14 protein-coding genes are annotated in these 18,501 nt (G+C 67.6%); 8 read left to right on the top strand and 6 right to left on the bottom strand.

Annotation, left to right across the window (positions count from 1 at the left end):
• The first annotated feature begins 8 nt into the window (after nt 1–8).
• On the top strand, nt 9–650 hold the full coding sequence (gene pcp / locus NVV90_RS07340; RefSeq protein WP_258440524.1) for a pyroglutamyl-peptidase I: 642 nt from the start codon (nt 9–11) through the stop codon (nt 648–650).
• Here pcp and NVV90_RS07345 read toward each other — a convergent pair.
• Entirely contained in the window at nt 647–1,300 is a 654-nt protein-coding gene (locus tag NVV90_RS07345; RefSeq protein ID WP_258440525.1) for an SIMPL domain-containing protein, read from the bottom strand. The genes pcp and NVV90_RS07345 overlap by 4 nt on opposite strands.
• A gap of 2 nt (nt 1,301–1,302) precedes the next feature.
• Nucleotides 1,303–1,749, bottom strand: coding sequence for a hypothetical protein (locus NVV90_RS07350; RefSeq protein WP_258440526.1), 447 nt, complete (start codon nt 1,747–1,749; stop codon nt 1,303–1,305).
• Between the two features lie 103 nt (nt 1,750–1,852).
• On the opposite strand from NVV90_RS07350, the gene NVV90_RS07355 reads away from it, so the two are divergent.
• From NVV90_RS07355 to NVV90_RS07375, 5 genes are all read left to right on the top strand, one after another.
• The gene (locus NVV90_RS07355; protein ID WP_258440527.1) at nt 1,853–2,725 is read left to right on the top strand and encodes a cytochrome c-type biogenesis protein CcmH; all 873 of its coding nucleotides are present in this window, start codon (nt 1,853–1,855) and stop codon (nt 2,723–2,725) included.
• Nucleotides 2,726–2,900: 175 nt separating this feature from the next.
• Entirely contained in the window at nt 2,901–3,962 is a 1,062-nt protein-coding gene (gene pheS / locus NVV90_RS07360) for a phenylalanine--tRNA ligase subunit alpha (protein ID WP_258440528.1), read from the top strand.
• A 2-nt stretch (nt 3,963–3,964) separates the two neighbouring features.
• Nucleotides 3,965–6,508: a phenylalanine--tRNA ligase subunit beta gene (gene pheT / locus NVV90_RS07365; protein WP_258440529.1), complete on the top strand. Its 2,544-nt coding sequence runs from the start codon at nt 3,965–3,967 to the stop codon at nt 6,506–6,508.
• Nucleotides 6,509–6,707: 199 nt separating this feature from the next.
• Nucleotides 6,708–7,571: a serine protease gene (locus NVV90_RS07370; protein ID WP_258440530.1), complete on the top strand. Its 864-nt coding sequence runs from the start codon at nt 6,708–6,710 to the stop codon at nt 7,569–7,571.
• 116 nt (nt 7,572–7,687) lie between these two features.
• The gene (locus NVV90_RS07375) at nt 7,688–8,374 is read left to right on the top strand and encodes a 4'-phosphopantetheinyl transferase superfamily protein (RefSeq protein ID WP_309304102.1); all 687 of its coding nucleotides are present in this window, start codon (nt 7,688–7,690) and stop codon (nt 8,372–8,374) included.
• A 47-nt stretch (nt 8,375–8,421) separates the two neighbouring features.
• Here NVV90_RS07375 and NVV90_RS07380 read toward each other — a convergent pair whose 3' ends face one another.
• From NVV90_RS07380 to NVV90_RS07395, 4 genes are all read right to left on the bottom strand, one after another.
• Nucleotides 8,422–9,816, bottom strand: coding sequence for a M1 family metallopeptidase (locus NVV90_RS07380; RefSeq protein ID WP_258440531.1), 1,395 nt, complete (start codon nt 9,814–9,816; stop codon nt 8,422–8,424).
• Nucleotides 9,817–9,826: 10 nt separating this feature from the next.
• Nucleotides 9,827–13,783, bottom strand: a complete 3,957-nt coding sequence (locus tag NVV90_RS07385; protein ID WP_258440532.1) for a Pls/PosA family non-ribosomal peptide synthetase — start codon at nt 13,781–13,783, stop codon at nt 9,827–9,829.
• A 181-nt stretch (nt 13,784–13,964) separates the two neighbouring features.
• On the bottom strand, nt 13,965–14,930 hold the full coding sequence (locus tag NVV90_RS07390; protein WP_258440533.1) for a quinone oxidoreductase: 966 nt from the start codon (nt 14,928–14,930) through the stop codon (nt 13,965–13,967).
• Nucleotides 14,931–15,017: 87 nt separating this feature from the next.
• Nucleotides 15,018–16,106: an acyl-CoA desaturase gene (locus NVV90_RS07395; RefSeq protein WP_258440534.1), complete on the bottom strand. Its 1,089-nt coding sequence runs from the start codon at nt 16,104–16,106 to the stop codon at nt 15,018–15,020.
• Nucleotides 16,107–16,296: 190 nt separating this feature from the next.
• On the opposite strand from NVV90_RS07395, the gene argC reads away from it, so the two are divergent.
• Entirely contained in the window at nt 16,297–17,328 is a 1,032-nt protein-coding gene (gene argC, locus NVV90_RS07400; protein ID WP_258440535.1) for an N-acetyl-gamma-glutamyl-phosphate reductase, read from the top strand.
• Entirely contained in the window at nt 17,325–18,491 is a 1,167-nt protein-coding gene (gene argJ, locus NVV90_RS07405; RefSeq protein WP_258440536.1) for a bifunctional glutamate N-acetyltransferase/amino-acid acetyltransferase ArgJ, read from the top strand. The genes argC and argJ overlap by 4 nt, the downstream gene beginning before the upstream one ends.
• The last annotated feature ends 10 nt before the right edge of the window (nt 18,492–18,501 follow it).

Here is an 18,501-nt window from a genome sequence, read left to right on the forward strand (position 1 = left end):
GTTGGTCCATGATTCTGCTGACCGGGTTCGAACCCTTCGGAGGCGACGCCACCAACCCGTCCTGGGCGGCCGCAACACTGGCCCGCGACATCCTGCGGGGCGAGGGGCACGAGGTGGAGGCGCTTGAGCTTCCCTGCGTCTTCGGCGATGCGGCCGCCAGGCTCCTCGAGGCCGTTGATCGCCTTAATCCGGCCCTCGTGGTCAGCCTTGGACTGGCGGGCGGCCGTGACAGGATCTCGCTGGAACGCGTCGCCATCAACTGCGACGACGCGAGGATCCCGGACAATGCCGGCCGGCGCCCCGTTGACGCGGAGGTTGTACCCGGCGGGCCCGCCGCCTACTTCAGTACGCTTCCAATAAAGGCCGCACTGCGGGCACTGCAAATAGCAGGCATCAGGGCCGAAGTGTCACAGACGGCCGGGACCTATGTCTGCAATCACGTTTTCTACGCACTCATGCACGCCCTGGCGTCGCGGCCGCAGACCCGCGGCGGCTTCGTCCATGTTCCCTACGATGCTTCGGGATTACCCCTCGGCAGCGCCGTTCCGGCCATGCCAGCCGGGACCATGGCCGAGGGCATCGCTGTCGTAGTCCGCACGGCCTTGGTAACGGACACGGATCCCGCCTTGTCCGCGGGAGCCATCCACTAGCCAGGCTGCGGGGCGGACAAAGGCTCAAGCAGTTCCCATTCCACCGTCACGCTGGCCGAGACCGAGTATTCGCCGCCCTCGATGGCAACGCTTTCGGCCAGGGATGCGCGCACCAGTCCACCGAGGGGGACCGGACCGTGACCGGCCGGGGGCTGGCTGATGGTCAGCACGCTTCCGAGGCGCGCGGACGCCCTGGACGCATACTGCCCGGCACGCTCCACAGCGTCCTGCCATGCGGCGTCCTGCGCCAGTGCCGTCACTGCCGCGGGATCGGCAAACCCCTGCTCAAGGCAGCTGATGCGGATGCCGTCCCCTCCTGCCGCAACGGCGGCGGCGATCGCGGCCGGGGCAGACCCGGGCGCCCGGAGCCGGACAACCAGAGTCGTTGAGGCGACATAACCGGTCACCTTCTGGCCCTGGCCCTCGACCCATACGAGGTCCGCCCGAAGATTGAGGCCGCTCGTCCGCAGATCCCGGTCCGCCACGCCGTTCCGGCGAAGGGCATCAACAGCGGCGGCGGCCGTGCTGCCGGCGTCCTGGTACGCCTGGGCGGCGGTGTCGCGGCGCGTTTCCACGCCGAGGGACAGTGTGACAAGGTCAGGGGCTGCCTCGGCAGTGCCGGTGCCGGTCACTGTGATGGTGCGTGTCATGCCTATGCCTCGTTTCGCTTGTGGGAGCGGAAGTCCGGGATCCGGCCTCCACGGTCAATGTAGCCGCCCGCAGCCAGTCCGGCCTGGCGTTCGAAGAAATTGCGTGATGCCGGGTTGCCGCTGCGCAGCATCGACCAGCCGGCACAGAGCGCGTACAGCAGCAGGAACGGCAAGCCCAGGCAGTACGCGTATTGCGAGCAGTGCCTTTCCTCATGGCCCAGCAGGCCTGGGTCGTGGCCCGCTGTTCCCTGCGGGGCCCGGAACAGCACAACGTTGCCCACGGTGAACGCCCCGGCATGGGGCAGGCTCCAGCCGTAGCCGGCTGCGATGATGAGGCCCCTCGGCCCGCGGGACAGCCTGGAACCCGAGGCCCGCGCGATGAGCAGGCCAAGGGGCGTCGCCAGGTCCAGGACGTTGACGATCTGTCGCAGGCGGTGCCCCCATTTCATGAGGCCATGGTAGCCCCGGGGCCTCTGGCACGGTCCCTGTGCCGGGGATAGTCTGATCAGGGACCACCGGGGCAGGCCTGGTGCCTGATCGTTCGGGGGGAAGATGAACGCGAAACGGGCCATCGGCATGGCCGGCGTGATGATCGCACTGGTGCTTGCTTTGACCGGCTGTGTCAAGATCAACATGGACGTCAAGGTCAACAACGAAAACAGCGTCGACTACGACGTGGTCTACGCCATCCAGAAGGCCGTCCTGGGAGACAAGTCCTTCGACGAATTCATGCAGTCCAACGGAAGTTCCAGCGATCAGATGGATGTTCCCGAAGGCGCCACGGTAGTGGATTACGAGGATGGCAAGTACAAAGGCAAACGGGTCACGGCAAAAGGTCTGGAACCAGCCAAGATCTCGGCCGCGTCCACCTCCAAGTCCCCGTTCGAGCTTCGGAAGGACGGCGATTTCTACCTGCTGACCATGGGCGGCATCACCGGATCGGGCAGCAGCGACCCCGCGACGGCAGGGCTGGCAAAATCGATCTTCGACGAGGCCACCGTCAAGATCAGCTTCCCGGGCAAGGTCGTGGAAGCCAAGGGCGCCAAGGTTGACGGAAACTCCGCCACCTTCGACATGCTTGCCATGACCGAAGAAACCGTCCAGGTGAAGGCCGAAGTCAACCCGGGCTTTGCCTTCCCGATGTGGCTGCTGTGGGTGCTCATTGCCGTCCTGGTGGTTGCCGCCGCACTCATCCTGCTCTTCGTCCTGCTGCGCAGGCGGCAGTCCGCGCAGCCCTCCCCGGCGCTCGCAGGCGCCGGCATTGCCCACGGCCAGCCACAGCAGCCCGGCTACCCCCAGCAGCCCGGCTACCCGCAGCAGGGCTACCCACAGCAGCCCGTCCAGCCGCCAGCGACGGGCGCCGGTCCCGGCCAAAGCGGCCAGACACCGCCGCTTCCACCCATGCCGGGCCACCCGCCCGCGTAGGCGGGCTCCGCCGTCGTACGCCCGCGGCTCCGGTGCGGCTGTCACAGGTTAAATCGCAGCGGAACCGTTCAACTAGACTGAGGGGTAATGCCCGCCGGAATCCCGGCGAGCATTGCCCTTTCGTTTTGACGGCCTTTATTGGGGCCATTTCCCGACTCGTAGCTAAGAACAGTAGATGACTGACACTTTGCCAGGCGCTGCCATCCCGAATCCCCTGGATGAGGCCGCCATCACCGCAGCCGTTGAGGATGCCGTTGCCGCGATTGCCGCGGCTTCCTCCCTCGAAGAACTCAAGGCCGTCCGCCTCGCCCACACGGGCGAGAAGTCGCCGCTGAGCCTTGCCAACCGTGAAATCGGCGGGCTGGCCAAGGAGCACAAGGCTGCGGCCGGCAAGATCATGGGGTCCTCCCGTGGCCGCGTGAACCAGGCGCTCGCCGCCCGGACCAGCGTGCTTGAGGCTGAAAACGATGCACGGATCCTGGTCGAGGAAACTGTGGACGTCACGGCAGCGCCGCGCCGCCGCCGTGCAGGAGCACGCCACCCGCTCTCCACCCTGCAGGACCGCGTTGCGGACATCTTCGTGGGCATGGGCTGGGAAATCGCGGAAGGCCCCGAGGTCGAATCCGAGTGGTTCAACTTCGACGCCCTGAACTTCAAGCCGGACCACCCGGCCCGCGAAATGCAGGACACGTTCTTCGTGGAGCCCCCTGAAGCCCACCTGCTCATGCGCACGCACACCTCGCCGGTGCAGGTCCGTTCCATGCTGGAACGCGAAGTGCCGATCTATGTGCTGTGCCCCGGCAAGGTGTTCCGCACCGATGAGCTCGACGCCACCCACACGCCGGTGTTCCACCAGTTCGAAGGCCTGGCCATCGACAAGAAACTGAGCATGGCGGACCTGCGCGGCACGCTGGAGCACTTCGCCCGGCAGATGTTCGGTGACGAAGCCTCAATCCGGCTGCGCCCGAACTACTTCCCCTTCACGGAGCCTTCCGCGGAACTGGACATCTGGCACCCCGGCGCCAAGGGCGGTCCGCGCTGGATCGAATGGGGCGGCTGCGGCATGGTCAACCCCAACGTCCTGCGGGCGGCCGGCATCGACCCGGACGTCTACTCAGGTTTTGCCTTCGGCATGGGCATTGAGCGCACGCTCATGTTCCGCAACGAGGTCGGCGACATGCGCGACATGATCGAAGGCGATGTACGTTTCAGCGAGCACTTCGGGATGGAGATCTAACAGTGCGTATCCCACTTTCCTGGCTGCGCGAATTCGCGCAGGTTCCGGCCGATGCAACGGCCGAAGACGTCATGGCGGAGCTCGTCAAGGTCGGTTTTGAAGAAGAAGCGGTCCACCGCCCCACGGACGCCCTCAAGGGTCCCATCGTGGTGGGCCAGGTCCTGAGCCTGGTCAAGGAGCCGCAGTCCAACGGCAAGACCATCAACTGGTGCCAGGTCCGCGTTGTCCCCGAAGGGCAGGAGCAGACGCTCACCGGCAAGGGCATCGACCCTTCCGGCGTGCAGGGCATCATCTGTGGCGCCCACAACTTCGCGGAAGGCGACAAGGTGGTTGTCACCCTTCCCGGTGCCGTGCTGCCCGGTGACTTCCACATCTCGGCCCGGAAGACCTATGGCCACCTCTCCGCCGGCATGATCGCCTCCGTGCGCGAACTGGGCATCGGTGATGACCACGACGGCATCCTGGTGCTCTCGCGCATCGGCCTGGACCCGGAAATCGGCTCCGACGCCATGGCCCTGCTGGGCCTGTACGACGAAGCCGCCGAAATCAACGTCACCCCGGACCGCAGCTACGGCTTCTCGATCCGCGGCGCGGCCCGTGAATACGCCCACGCCACCGGCACGGCTTTCGTTGACCCCGCCTCCAAGGTGCAGGCTCCGGCCGAACTGTCCGGTGGCTACGGCGTCAAGCTCAACGACGACGCCCCGATCTACGGTAAGCCCGGCTGTGACCGCTTCGTGGCCCGCACCGTCCGCGGGGTGGACGCCACCCGTCCCACGCCGCCGTGGATGTCCTCGCGCCTGCGCCTGGCCGGCGTCCGCTCGATTTCGCTGCCCGTGGACATCTCCAACTACGTGATGCTCGAGCTCGGCCAGCCGAACCACTGCTACGACCTGGACAAGCTCTCGGGCGACATCGTGGTCCGCCGTGCCGTGGCGGGGGAGAAGATCACCACCCTGGACGAAAAGGTGCGCACGCTCGACGTCGAAGACCTGCTCATCACCGATGACTCCGGTGCGATCGGCATCGCAGGCGTCATGGGCGGAGCCGCCACCGAGGTCTCCGACGCCACCACGAACATCCTGGTGGAGGCCGCGCACTTCGACGAGGTCTCCATCGCCCGCGCCCGCCGCCGCCACAAGCTGCCCTCCGAGGCGTCCAAGCGCTTCGAGCGTGGCGTGGACTGGCAGCTCGCCGGCGTTGCGGCACAGCGCGTCGTGGACCTGCTCGTCGAGCTCGCCGGCGGCACTGAGGACGAAGCCGGCACCGACGTCGGGACCGCTCCCGAGCCCGTCACGATCGAACTGCCGGCGGGCTACGCCGCAGCCCGGATCGGGATCGACTTCACCGAAGAGCAGATCACCCGCTCCCTGGAGGACCTCGGCGGCACCGTCGAAAAGACCGGCACCGGCTACCTTGTCACGGCTCCGAGCTGGCGCAACGACCTGGAAACCAAGGAAGACCTCTCCGAGGAAATCGCGCGGCTGGTCGGCTACGACAACATCCCCGCCACCCTGCCCGTGGCTCCTCCCGGCCGCGGCCTGAGCCGTGCACAGCAGCAGAAGCGCCGCTTGGTGCAGGCCCTGGCCGATGCGGGCCTGACCGAGGTCCTGGCCTACCCGTTTGTTTCCAAGGCCGCCAACGACACCTTCGGTGTGGCCGAGGAAGGCGCGGCACGTCCGGCCCTCAAGCTGGCCAACCCGATCAGCGAGGAGCACGGCTACCTGCGTACGTCCGTGCTGCCCGGCCTGATCGAAGTGGCCCGCCGCAACCACTCCCGGGGCTTCCGCGACCTGGCCATCTACGAAGCCGGGCTGGTCTTCCTCCCGGGCGAGCAGCTCGGCACGGAGTCGATCCCGCCGCTGGGCGTCAAGCCGTCCGATGAGGTCCTGGACGGACTGTACGACGGCGTCCCGGCCCAGCCGCTGCACCTCGCCGCCATCCTGACCGGGCATGATTCACCGGCCGCCGCCAGCCACAAGCCGCGGCTCTGGGACTGGGCCGACGCCCTGGATGTTGCCCGGCTCATGGGCGATGTCCTTGGCGTGGAGCTCGTGGCCAGCCAGGGCAGCCACCAGGCCTTCCACCCCGGCCGCGCCGCCCAGCTCGCGCTGCGCTCCGGCGAAGTGGTCGGCTACGCCGGCGAGCTTCACCCGAAGCTGCTGGCAGCCCACGACATGCCGGCCCGCTCGGTGGCCCTTGAGATCAACGCGGACGCGCTCTTCGAAGCCGCCGCGGACGTCATCGTGGCCAAGCACATCTCCGGTTTCCCCGTGGCCACCCAGGATGTCGCCCTCGTGGTGCCCCAGGATGTCCCCGCGGACGCCGTACTTGAGGCCCTGCGCGAAGGCGCCGGGGACCTCCTCGAAGATGTCGCATTGTTCGATGTCTACGTGGGGACCGGCATCGAGGACGGCAAGAAGTCGCTGGCCTTTGGCCTGCGCTTCCGTGCCGCGGACCGCACCCTGACGGCCGACGAAGCATCGGAGGCCCGCGAGGCCGCCGTCGCTGTCGCCGCAGAGCGCTTCGGGGCAGTCCAGCGCTGATCCTTTCTGTTGCGAAGAATCCCCGGAACCTGAGGTTCCGGGGATTCTTCTTTTCCGGAAGCAGGTTTACTGGGACCAAGCTACCAAATCTATTGACAATAGAGTCACATGTGCATGACAGTTCTGTCATGCACATGTGAAGCATGTGTATCACAACTCCTGTGCGGCTTCACGAGAGCCGCCTTTGCGAAAGGTACCCATGAAAAGGCACAACGTCGGCTTGCTTGTCGGAGCTGCAGTACTGGCACTCGCGTCCTCGATCGGTGGAACGGCCACGGCGTCGGACACCGCCACAGCGGCGTCGAGCGACATCCAGCCTGCATCACATACCGTGGATCCCTTCCAGACCTCGGGGTCGGCCGCGTCTCCACTGGCCGACAAGTACTCGTTCGTCAGGACAGGAAAAAGCGGTGGCTTCTCCACGGATTCGGTCATCGGTGCGGATGGCCGGACGCAGGTCAGCAACACCACGGCGGCCCCCAACCGCTCCATTGTGCAGATTGAGTTCAACGGCGGCTACATCTGCTCGGGTGCCTTGATCTCGGACGACACCGTCCTGACCGCCGGCCACTGCGTCCATGAAGGCGGCACGGGCTCCACTGCGGACTACTCCTGGGGAGTCCGCGTAGCCCCCGGCCGCAATGGCCTCACCGACCCCTACGGCACGTGCGGCGCCACCCAGCTCTACACGGACCAGCGGTGGATCGACTCGGCCAACACCAACGCGGACTGGGGTGTCATCAAGCTGGACTGCACGGTAGGCAACACCACCGGATGGCTCAACTACACCGGCACCACCGCAAGCCTGACGGGAACCACGGCAACCGTGCGGGGATATCCGGGGGACAAGCCGCGGGGCACCATGTGGACCATGACCGGCTCGATCTCCTCGACGCAGGCCGAGAAGGTCTTCTACAAGATGGACACCTACGGAGGCCAGAGCGGGGCGCCGGTCTACAACAGCTCCACATCGATTGTGGCCATCCACACCAACGGCGGAACCACGAACTCGGGCACCCGCATCACGCCCACGCTGGCGTCCTACCTGGACACCGTTAAGTAGCACGGATCTTTGCAGCACTGGTCCCCGCGGCACGCGTTGCGGGGACCAGCTGCGTCCTCTCCAAGCCACCCGGCTACGATGGCCGGGTAAGAATGAGACCGGAAGGAGGCGCAACAGTGGACGGCATTTCCCTGCGCCTCGAGCCTCTCGACCAAGTCCTCATCGAGAGCCCGCTTGACCACCCGGCCCAGGCCAGGGCCCGCCGCTTCGCGAATGAGCGGGACCGCGCCGAGTTTGTGGCCGGTCGTCAGGCACTGCGGCGCTTTGCCGCCGGTCTCCTCGCGGTTGGGCCGGAGCGGCTCGTCCCGGTCTACGTTTGCCCCCAGTGCGGCCCCGGCCAGGACCACGGGCGGCCCGGGTTCATGCTCGACGGAGGTCCGGCACCGCTGCTGCTCAGCGCCTCCCGCGCGGCCGGCTGGGTGCTGCTCGCCGCCGTCGTGCATCCTGACCCGGGCGAGAGACTGGGCGTCGACCTTGAGGACACCGCGAAGACCGGCTTCGAAGGCTTCGACGACGTGGCGCTGACGCCTGCGGAGAAGGACCATCTGGGCTCGCTGCCGGTCAGGGCACAGGCTGCCGGGCGCGCCCGGCTCTGGGCCCGCAAGGAGGCCTGGCTCAAGATGACCAGCGAGGGGCTCCGGACAGACCCGTCGGGCCTGGACGTCCTGGACCGGCCCGGACTCACGGACCTTGACCTGGCAGGATTTCCAGTGCCTGGCCATGCCGTGCCCAGCCCCGGAGCCGCCCTGCGCATCGAGGGACGGCCGCCGTCCGGACTCGTGGCGGCGCTGGCCCTGGGCTGAGCCGAAACTGGGCTGAGCCGAAAGCGGGCTGACCGGCACCGTGCTGGCTAGCAGCCCCGGACAGGCAGCGGCGGCAGGGCCCCCTCGTACAACCACGGCCCCAGGACCGCGGCAGAGTCGAGGCCCGGCACGGCGGCATCCGCGGCGGCGATGAACTCCGGGGTGGACACCGAACCGTGCCGCTTGGCGGTGGTCCACTGCTGCAGGAAGTCGAAGAACGCGGCATCGCCGGCGGCGCACCGGACGGCATGCACGGCCAGGGCGCCGCGCTTGTAGACCCGGTCATCGAACATCAGGTCCGGCCCAGGGTCTCCGACCATCAGGTCCTGCGGCGAGGAGTTGAGCTTCTTCCAGGCTGCCCGGGCGCGCTCGGCCACGGGCAGGGTGCCGGATTCTTCCGACCACAGCCACTCGGCATAGCAGGCGAAGCCTTCGTGCAGCCAGATATCCTTCCAGTTGCTCACTGTGAGCGAATTTCCGAACCATTGGTGCGACAGTTCGTGCGCGATCAGCCGCTGGGCCTCCCATTCGTCGCGCATGTGGTTCCGGCCGAAAATCGACAGCGTCTGCGCCTCGAGCGGGATCTCCAGCTCGTCCTCGGTCACCACGGCCGTGTACTCGGTGAAGGGGTAGGGTCCGAAGCATTCTTCGAAGGTGCGCATCATGTCCGGCTGGCGGCGCAGTCCTTCACGCGCCTCCTCTTCCAGCTGCCTGGGCACTGCCACGAACTGGCGGACCCTGTGGTGCGGGTTCTCGGGATTCAGCGCCACCAGCTCGTAGCGGCCGATCTGCACGGTGGCCAAGTACGTGGACATGGGCTCGGCGTGTTCGTAGGTCCAGGTTTCGCGGCTGGACTTGCGCGTCCTCGAGACAAGGCTGCCATTGCACACGGCCCGGTAGTTGTCGTCGGTGGTCACCGCGATCCGGAAGCTCGACTTGTGCCGCGGGTGGTCGTTGCACGGGAACCAGGACGCGGCGCCGTTCGGCTGCCCGGCCACCAGCACGCCGTCGTTGAGCTCCTCCCAGCCGACATCGCCCCACAGCCCCCTGCGCGGCTGCGGGTTGCCCTCGTAGCGGATGTCAAGGCTGAATTCGTGGCCGGGTTCCAGCACCGAGGGGAGGGACACCACCAGGTGCTCGGCGCGCTGGTTGAACTTCTGGATCTTCCTTCCATCCAGCTGGACCTTGGACGCCTTCAGCCCCACGAGGTCGAGAACCAGCTGCGAGGTGGACTTCAGCACCACACAGCGCAGCACGGCCCGGCCGATCAGCTTGTTGCTGCCCAGCCGGCAGTCCAGCTCCAGCTCGTAGCGGTCCACGCGGTACACGGTGCTGCCATGGTCGAGCGTATAGGGATCCGCGTTCGCGGCGTGTGCATGGAGTGCGTAGGAAACCGGAGGTTTAGCGGCGGTCCCGGTGCTGGATTGGTCCCTCGGTGTCATGAAATTCAATCTACTTGGCACCGGCCGACGCTGGGGCCGGACCCTCCCATGGACTCACGGGATTTCCCATCCAATACGTCCCCGCCGGGACGGTTTCGCCGCGCATGACCAACGACGCCGGACCAACCGTGCCGCCCGCGCCGATGCTGGCAGCGGGGAGAATGACGCCGTGCGGGCCCATCGTGGCACCATTGCCCAGCGTCACGGTGTCGATGCTCATGATGCGATCGTGGAAGAGGTGCGTCTGGACGACGCAGCCGCGGTTGACGGTGGAGTTTTCCCCGAGGGTGACGAGGTCGGCCTCGGGCAACCAGTAGCTTTCGCACCACGTGCCTCGCCCGATTTTGGCGCCCAGGCCCCGCAGCCACCAGACCAGCGCGGGGGTTCCTGCTGCCGAACGGGCAAACCAGGGGGCGCTGACCATTTCAATGAAGGTGTCCACTACCTCGTTGCGCCAGATGAATGAGCTCCACAGCGGATGTTGGCCGGCCCTGATGGTCCCCACGAGGAGCCACTTCGCCGCAACGGAGCTGAGCGCCGCCACCGCACCGGCCGCCATCACCGCGGCCCCGCACAGCAGCGCCGCCACCCAGTATGCGGACACGGTGGCGATCCAGTCGAGGGCAAGCATGACCCCCACCGCTATGCCTGCCGTCAGGATGACGGGCAGCAGGCGGCACAGTTCCCAGACGGCGCGGGCCACCTTGAGCCGCAGGGGCGGCTGGAACGTGAGGCTCTGGTCGGCATCGACGGCGGTGCGGCGCAGCCTGACGGGCGGGCTGCCCAGCCAGGACGTGCCGGACTTGGCCTTGGCCGGGGTGGCTGACAGCACGGCCACGAGCGAGTTCTTGGGCACGTTGCGCCCGGCCGCCGTCATTCCCGAGTTGCCCAGGAAGGAGCGCTTGCCGATCTTGGCGGGGGCGATCTTCATCCAGCCGCCACCGAGTTCGTAGGAGGCCACCATGGTGTCGTCGGCCAGGAACGCGCCGTCGCCGATGGTGGTCATGCGGGGGAGCAGCAGAACCGTGGAGGCTTCCACGTTGCGGCCCACCTTGGCGCCAAGGAGCCGCAGCCACACGGGGGTGAAGAGGCTGGCGTAGATGGGGAAGAGCAGGTCTCGGGCCAGGTCCAGGAGGCGTTCGGTGGCCCAGACCTGCCAGCCGACACGGCTCCGGACGCGGTAATGGCCCTCCTTCAGGCCGAGTCCCAGCAGCCGTGCGACGGCCAGGATCAGCAGCATGTTGCCGAAGAACCAGGCAAGCGCAGCGAACGGAACGGCCAACACGAGCTGCGGCAGGGCCTCCTGGAGCGATTCGCGGCCCTGGATGAAAGTGAGGACCACCAGGGCGCCGGCAAGGGCGGACACATAGGGGATGAGGGCCAGCAGGGCGGACGCCGTGGCGAACAAGCCAAACCAGAGACGGTTCACCAGCGGACGGCTGGCGGGCTGTTCGGGCCAGTCGCGCTTGGCCTTGCCTCGGCGTTCGGCGGGGGAGCCGGCCACGAAGTGCCCGGCCTTGACCTTGCCGAGCACGGCGGAGCCGGCCTCGACGTGGGCGCCGGCACCGATGCTCGCGCCCGGCATCAGGGTGCTCCGGGCGCCGACGACGGCCCCGGCCCCCACATGGATACTGCCGATGTGGACGAGGTCGCCGTCGATCCACCAGCCGGAGAGGTCAACTTCCGGCTCCACGCTGGAGCCACTGCCGAGGGACAGGAATCCGGTGACCGGGGGCAGGGAATGCAGGTGCACGTCCCGGCCGATTTTTGCCCCCAAGGCCCTGGCATAGTAGGGAACGAAGGGGGCGCTGGCCAGGCCGATGGCGCCAGACAGAGCCTGGACCTGCTCGGCGAGCCACAGCCTCAGGTGGGTCTTGCCGGAGCGCGGATACGTTCCGGGCTGGACGCGACGCAACAGGAAGCGGGCTGCCGCGACAGAGATGGCCATGCGGCCCAACGGACTGACGAACACCAGCCACGACGCGCCAATCCACCACCAGGAAACGGCCGGGGCTGCAGAGAATCCGGCAAAGTCTGCCAACAGGCGGTTGGCCGCCATCAGGTAGGTGAGCCAGCGCATGCCCACCAGGATGTGCAGCGGAACCCCCATGAGGATCTGGAAGAGCTGGGATTTCAGGGCGGTCGGACGCACGGTGCGTTCGGCCGCAGGGCCGGGGATCCCGCCGTCGGGCAGCGACTGCCGGGCCGTGTCCACGAGGGCTCCCACGCGCGGGGTCGCGTAGATGTCCGCCACCGTCACAGTGGGGTAGCGGATGCGCAGGGCCGAGACGAGCTGCGCCGCGGCCAGGGATCCGCCGCCATAGGCGAAGAAGTCGGCGTCGAGGGAGGTGACCGGGCTGCCGAGGACGGCTTCCCACTGCTCCACGATCCAGCGGGCGTCGTCGGGGAGGTTGAGCGGGGCCTCGCCGGCCGCAGCGGCGGCGGCGCCGGCCAAGGGCCAGTGCAGGGCATGGCGGTCCACCTTGCCGCTGGTCTTGGTGGGCAGGGACTCCACCACCGTGAGCAGCGGGATCAGCGCCGCCGGCAGGCTCCCGCCCAAGAGTTCGCGCGCGGCGGCCAGGTCAATCGCGGCACCGTCGGCCGGGGCTAGGTAGCCCACCAGGATCTGGTTGCCCGCCGCCGTGGTCTGCACGGCGGCTGCGGCGCCCGCAACGCCGGGCAGGGCCTGGAGTGCGGCATCGACTTCACCGAGTTCGATGCGGCGGCCGCCCAGCTTGACCTGTTCGTCCGCGCGGCCCATGAACACCAGCCCGGCGCTCTCATACCGCACCAGGTCGCCGGAGCGGTAGGCCCGCTCCCAGCCCAGGGATTCCATGGGGGCGTACTTCTCGGCGTCTTTCGCGGGGTCCAGGTAGCGGGCCAGGCCGACGCCGCCGATGATCAGTTCGCCGGTCTCACCCTCGGCGACCGGGACGCCGTCGGAATCGACGACGGCGAGATCCCAGCCGTCCAGCGGCAGCCCGATCCGCACGGGGCCGGGTCCGCCAAGGGGCGCCGCACAGGCGACCACGGTGGCCTCGGTGGGTCCGTAGGTGTTCCAGACTTCCCGGCCCTCGACGGCGAGCCGCTCCGCGAGCTCGGATGGGCAGGCTTCGCCGCCGAAGATGAGCAGGCGCACGTTTTCGAGCGATTCGGCCGGCCACAGGGCAGCAAGGGTGGGAACGGTGGAGACCACCGTGATGCCGTGGCTGATGAGCCAGGGGCCAAGGTCCATGCCGGTCCGGACCAGGGCTCGGGGCGCGGGCACCAGGCACGCGCCGTGGCGCCAGGCCAGCCACATCTCTTCGCAGGAGGCGTCGAAGGCAACGGACAGCCCGGCCAGGACGCGGTCATGCGGACCCATCGGCTCGGACTGGAGGAACAGCCGGGCCTCCGCGTCAACGAAGGCGGCAGCCGAGCGGTGCCGCACCGCGACGCCTTTCGGCGTTCCGGTGGATCCGGAGGTGAAGATGATCCAGGAATCGTCGTCCAGACGTGGCTTCCGCGCTTCCGCAAGCGGCCCGCGGGGCTCTCCGGCGGCGTCGAGCCGCAGCCCGGCCCGCACGATCCCGGCAACCTGGGCTTCGCCGAACACAAGACGGGCACGCTCCTCGGGGTCGTCCGCGTCAACAGGCACATACGCGGCGCCGGCCATGAGGATGCCCAGGATGGCGATGTAGAGCTCATTGGTGCCTGAGGGGATGCGCACGCCGATCTTGTCGCCGCTCCCCAACCCCGCTGCATGGAGTGTCCGCGCAAAGCCGTGGACTGCCTTGAGCAGGTCCGCATAGCTCAGGGACTTGCGGCCGTCGTCCAGCGCGGAGGCCTCGGGAAACGTGCTTGCGGTTTCCTCAAGGATGCCGATCAGGGTTCGTTCAGCCGGGGCTGCTGCAGCTCCCGGCAGTTGGGGCAGATGCAGGGTCTGTACATCCGCTTGATCGGCCTGTTCCCGTTGTTCGTTGCTCACGTCGCCAGCATGGCCTTTCAAGGTGAACAAAAGGTGTCTTGTGTTCACCGGAGTTCATGTTGTGTTCGCCTGCGCGTCCACTTAAGGACATCCGGCGTTGGGCTTCACGGCGTTGGAACTGCACGTCGTGGGCCCAACGCCGGATGGGCATTGCAGCGGAGCTGACCCGCCGTGAATCACGTCAGGGCAGCAGGAGGACCTTGCCGGTGGTCTGCCTGCCCTCGAGGTCGCGGTGGGCCTGGGCTGCCTCGGCCAGGGGGTAGGTGGCGCCGACCCGTACCTTGAGCGTGCCGTTGGCGGCGGCGTCGAAGATCTCCGTCGCGCGCCAGCGACGTTCCTGGGCGTTCTGCAGGAAGTGCGCCATGGTGGGGCGGGTGACGGACAGCGAGCCGCCGGAATTGAGCCGCTGCGGATCGAACGGCGGTACCGGGCCGGAGGCGGCCCCGAACAGGACCAGCGAGCCGCGGATGCGCAGGCACTTGAGCGAGTCGTCAAAGGTGTCCTTGCCGACGCCGTCGTACACCACGTGCACGCCCTCGCCATGGGTGAGTTCGCGGACCTTGTCGGCGAAGCCGTCGTAGCGCAGCACCTCATCGGCCCCGGCTTCCCGGGCGAGGGCTTCCTTCTGGTCCGAGGAGACCGTGGTGATGACGCGGGCCCCGCGGGACTTCAGGAGCTGGATCAGGAGCAGCCCGACGCCGCCGGCGCCTGCGTGGGTGAGTACGGTGTGGCCGGGCTCCACACGGAAGGAGGAATTCATCAGGTAGTGCGCGGTGATGCCCTGCAGCGGCAGTGCGGCCGCGGTGTGGTCGTCGACGCCGTCGGGCACCGGAAGCGCCTTGTGGGCGTCCACCAGCGTGTACCCGGCGTAGCAGTTGTCGCCTTCCGCTGTGGCGACCCGGTCGTCGACAGCGAAGTCGAGCACGCCGTCGCCGATGGCCTCTACGGTGCCCGCCGCCTCCGCGCCGGGAATGAACGGGTACCCGACTTTGTAGATGCCGCCGCGCTTGTAGGTGTCGATGAAGTTGACGCCGGCGGCGGCCACCTTGACCAGCAGCTGACCGGGGCCGGGCGCCGGGATCTCCGTCTCCGTGAGTTCGAGGACTTCAGGCCCTCCGGACTGCCGGGCAACGATGGCATGCATCATGGGATCTCCTTCTCCGGGACGGTCTTTCCGGAGCCCGGGTCACCCACCATCCTAGGGAGCAGGCGGCCCGGGTTGTCCAACCAGGAGTCAGCGGCGCCCGTGCGTGGAGGCCACGGGGCAGTCGAAGCCGCGGCCCGCGGAGAGCCCCACCTCGTTGAGGTACCGGACCACGATCCCGTACGACTGCATCAGCGTGGTTTCGGTGTAGGGGATGGAGTGCGTGGCGCAGAACTCGCGCACAATGCGGGCGGCGCGGTGCAGCTGCGGGCGGGCCATGTCCGGGAAGAGGTGGTGCTCCACCTGCCGGTTCAGGCCGCCGAGCAGGAAGTCCATGAAGCGTCCGCCGGAGATGTTGCGGGAGGTGAGGACCTGGCGGCTCAGGAAGTCAACGCGGCTGTCGGCCGGCAGCACAGGCATGCCCTTGTGGTTGGGGGCAAACGAGGCGCCCATGTAGAAGCCGTACACCGTGATCTGCACGCCGAGGAAGGCGAAGGCCATGCCGATGGGGAGGAAGGTGAACGCGAGCACCGGCAAGGCCGTGAGCCTGGCCAGCAGGATGGGCGCTTCCACCCAGCGGTGGCGGACCTTTTCGCGGCCCAGGATGAAGCGGAGGGAATCGAACTGGAGGCTGATGCCAAGGAGCGTCAGCAGGGGGAAGAAGAACCAGCCCTGCCTGCGCGTCAGGAAGGCCAGGCGTCCCTGCCGGGCTTCGGCAGCCTCGGTGTGGAACACCAGGGCGTTCGTCCGGATGTCCGGGTCCTTGTTGATGACATTGGGGTGGTTGTGGTGGGCGCCGTGCTTCTGCTCCCACCAGGAGTAGCTGATGCCGGCGATTCCTGTGGCCAGGAGCCTGGCGGACCAGTCGTTGGCGCGGCGGGACGCGAAGATCTGCTTGTGTCCGGCCTCGTGGGCCAGGAAGCTGAGCTGGGTGCAGAAAATGCCCACCGCGGCCGCGATGAGCAACTGGTACCAGGAGTCGCCCAGCAGGGCGAAACCGAGCCAGGTTGCGGCCATGAGCAGCATGAGGGCGACGAAGACCCAGATGTAGAAGCCGCTGCGACGCTCCAACAGGCCTTCAGAGCGGACCTTCTTGAGCAGTTCGGAATAGCTGTGGACAACCGGGTTCGGCTGAATGGCGCGGATTTTCGGGCGCTCAGCGGTGGAAGTGGGTGCCATATATGGTTGTGCCCCGTATCGCTAACGGGCAACGCTGCAGCCGACGTTCGGACTGCACGGTCTGGATCACCCTTTACCAAGCATACGCCGCTGATCGAAATGGCTTGACCAACCCCGACCGAGCAGCATCCGGGCGGCAGGCATGCATAAATATCGGCGACCATGAATATTTTTGCTGTATAGTCTTGCCATGACTATTTCTGTTGCCGTCTCCGGTGCCAGCGGCTACGCCGGAGGAGAGGTGCTGCGCCTGCTCGCCGGCCACCCTGACGTCACCATCGGTGCGATCACAGCGCACAGCAACGCCGGTTCCAGACTAGGGGAGTTGCAGCCGCATCTCCATGGTTTGGCCGGCCGGATTCTTGAAGACACCACGGTGGAAAACCTTGCCGGGCACGACGTCGTGTTCCTGGCGTTGCCGCATGGGGCTTCTGCGGAGATTGCCGCGCAGCTGCCGGAAGGCACGGTAGTGATCGACGCCGGTGCGGACCACCGCCTCCAGGACGCCGCCGCGTGGGAAAAGTTCTATGGCTCCCCGCACGCCGGCACCTGGCCTTACGGCCTGCCCGAGCTCCCCGGCCAGCGCGAAGCGCTCAAGGGAGCCACCCGCATCGCCGTGCCTGGCTGCTACCCGACGTCGGCCCTGCTCGCCCTGACGCCCGGGTTCGCCGGCCAGCTCCTCCAGGCCGACGACGTCGTGATCGTCTCCGCATCGGGGACCTCCGGTGCCGGCAAGGCGGCCAAGGTGAACCTCATCGGATCCGAAGTGATGGGCTCCATGAGCCCCTACGGCGTGGGTGGCGGGCACCGCCACACCCCCGAGATCGAACAGGGCCTCTCAAACGCTGCCAAGGAACAGGTGACGGTTTCCTTCACACCCACCCTGGCCCCCATGAGCCGCGGCATCCTGACCACGGCCACAGCCAAGGTGAAGCCCGGCGTCACCGCCGCGCAGCTACGCCAGGCCTGGGCCGACGCCTACGACGAGGAGCCCTTCGTCCACCTGCTCCCCGAAGGCCAGTGGCCCACCACCAAGTCGGTGCAGGGTTCCAACCATGCCGTCATGCAGCTGGCGTTCGACGAGCACAGCGGCCGCGTCATCATCACGTGCGCCATCGACAACCTCACCAAGGGAACCGCCGGCGGCGCCGTGCAGTCCATGAACATCGCCCTCGGCCTGGCGGAAACCGCCGGCCTGAACCTGCAAGGAGTTGCTCCGTGACCATCACCGCACCCAAAGGATTCCGCGCCGCGGGCGTCAAAGCCGGCATCAAGGCATCGGGCAACCCGGACCTCGCCCTCGTGGTCAACGACGGCCCGCTCACGTCCGCCGCAGCAGTCTTCACCGCCAACCGGGTTGCCGCAGCCCCCGTGCACTGGTCCCGCCAGGTGATCACCGACGGCCGGGCCGACGCCGTCGTCCTGAACTCGGGCGGGGCCAATGCCTGCACCGGCCCGGAAGGGTTCCAAAACACGCACGCAACCGCCGAAAAAGTGGCTGCCGTGCTCGGCATCTCCGCCTCCGACGTCGTGGTCTGCTCCACCGGCCTCATCGGTGAGCAGCTGCCCATGGACAAGCTGATCCCCGGCATCGACGCCGCCTTCGCCGAGCTCTCCGAGGACGGCGGTTCCGCGGCGGCCACGGCCATCATGACCACTGACAGCGTCTCCAAGGAAGCCGTATTCACCGGCACCGACGCCGAGGGCAACACGTTCACGGTGGGCGGCATCGCGAAGGGCGCCGGCATGCTGGCCCCAGGCCTGGCCACCATGCTGGTGGTCCTCACCACGGACGCCCAGGCCAGCCCGGAGCTGCTCGACGTGGTCCTCCGGGATGCCACGCGCGTCACCTTCGACCGCGCCGACTCGGACGGCTGCATGTCCACCAACGACACTGTGGTGCTGCTGGCCTCCGGTGCCAGCGACGCCGTCCCATCAGCCGAGCTGCTGGGCGCCGGCGTCACCCAGGTGTGCGCTGAGCTGGCCCGCAAGCTGATCGGCGACGCCGAGGGTGCCAGCCACGACATCGCCATCCGCACCTTCAACGCTGCCAGCGAACGCGACGCCGAGGTGGTCAGCCGCTCGGTGGCCCGCTCCAACCTTTTCAAGACCGCCATCTTCGGCAAGGACCCCAACTGGGGCCGCGTGCTCGCCTCCGTGGGCACCACGGACGCCGTGTTCGAACCGGATCAGCTGAACGTTTCCATGAACGGCATCCAGATCTGCCGCAACGGCAGCATCGGAGACGACCGCAACCTGGTGGACCTTGAGCCCCGCGAAGTCCTCGTGGAAATCGACCTGCAGGCCGGCGACGCCGAGGCCACCATCTGGACCAACGACCTCACGCACGAATACGTGCATGAGAACAGCGCCTACTCGAGCTAAGCGGGGATGA

The sequence above is a fragment of the Arthrobacter sp. CJ23 genome (assembly GCF_024741795.1).
In the GTDB taxonomy this organism is placed as follows: Bacteria; Actinomycetota; Actinomycetes; order Actinomycetales; family Micrococcaceae; genus Arthrobacter.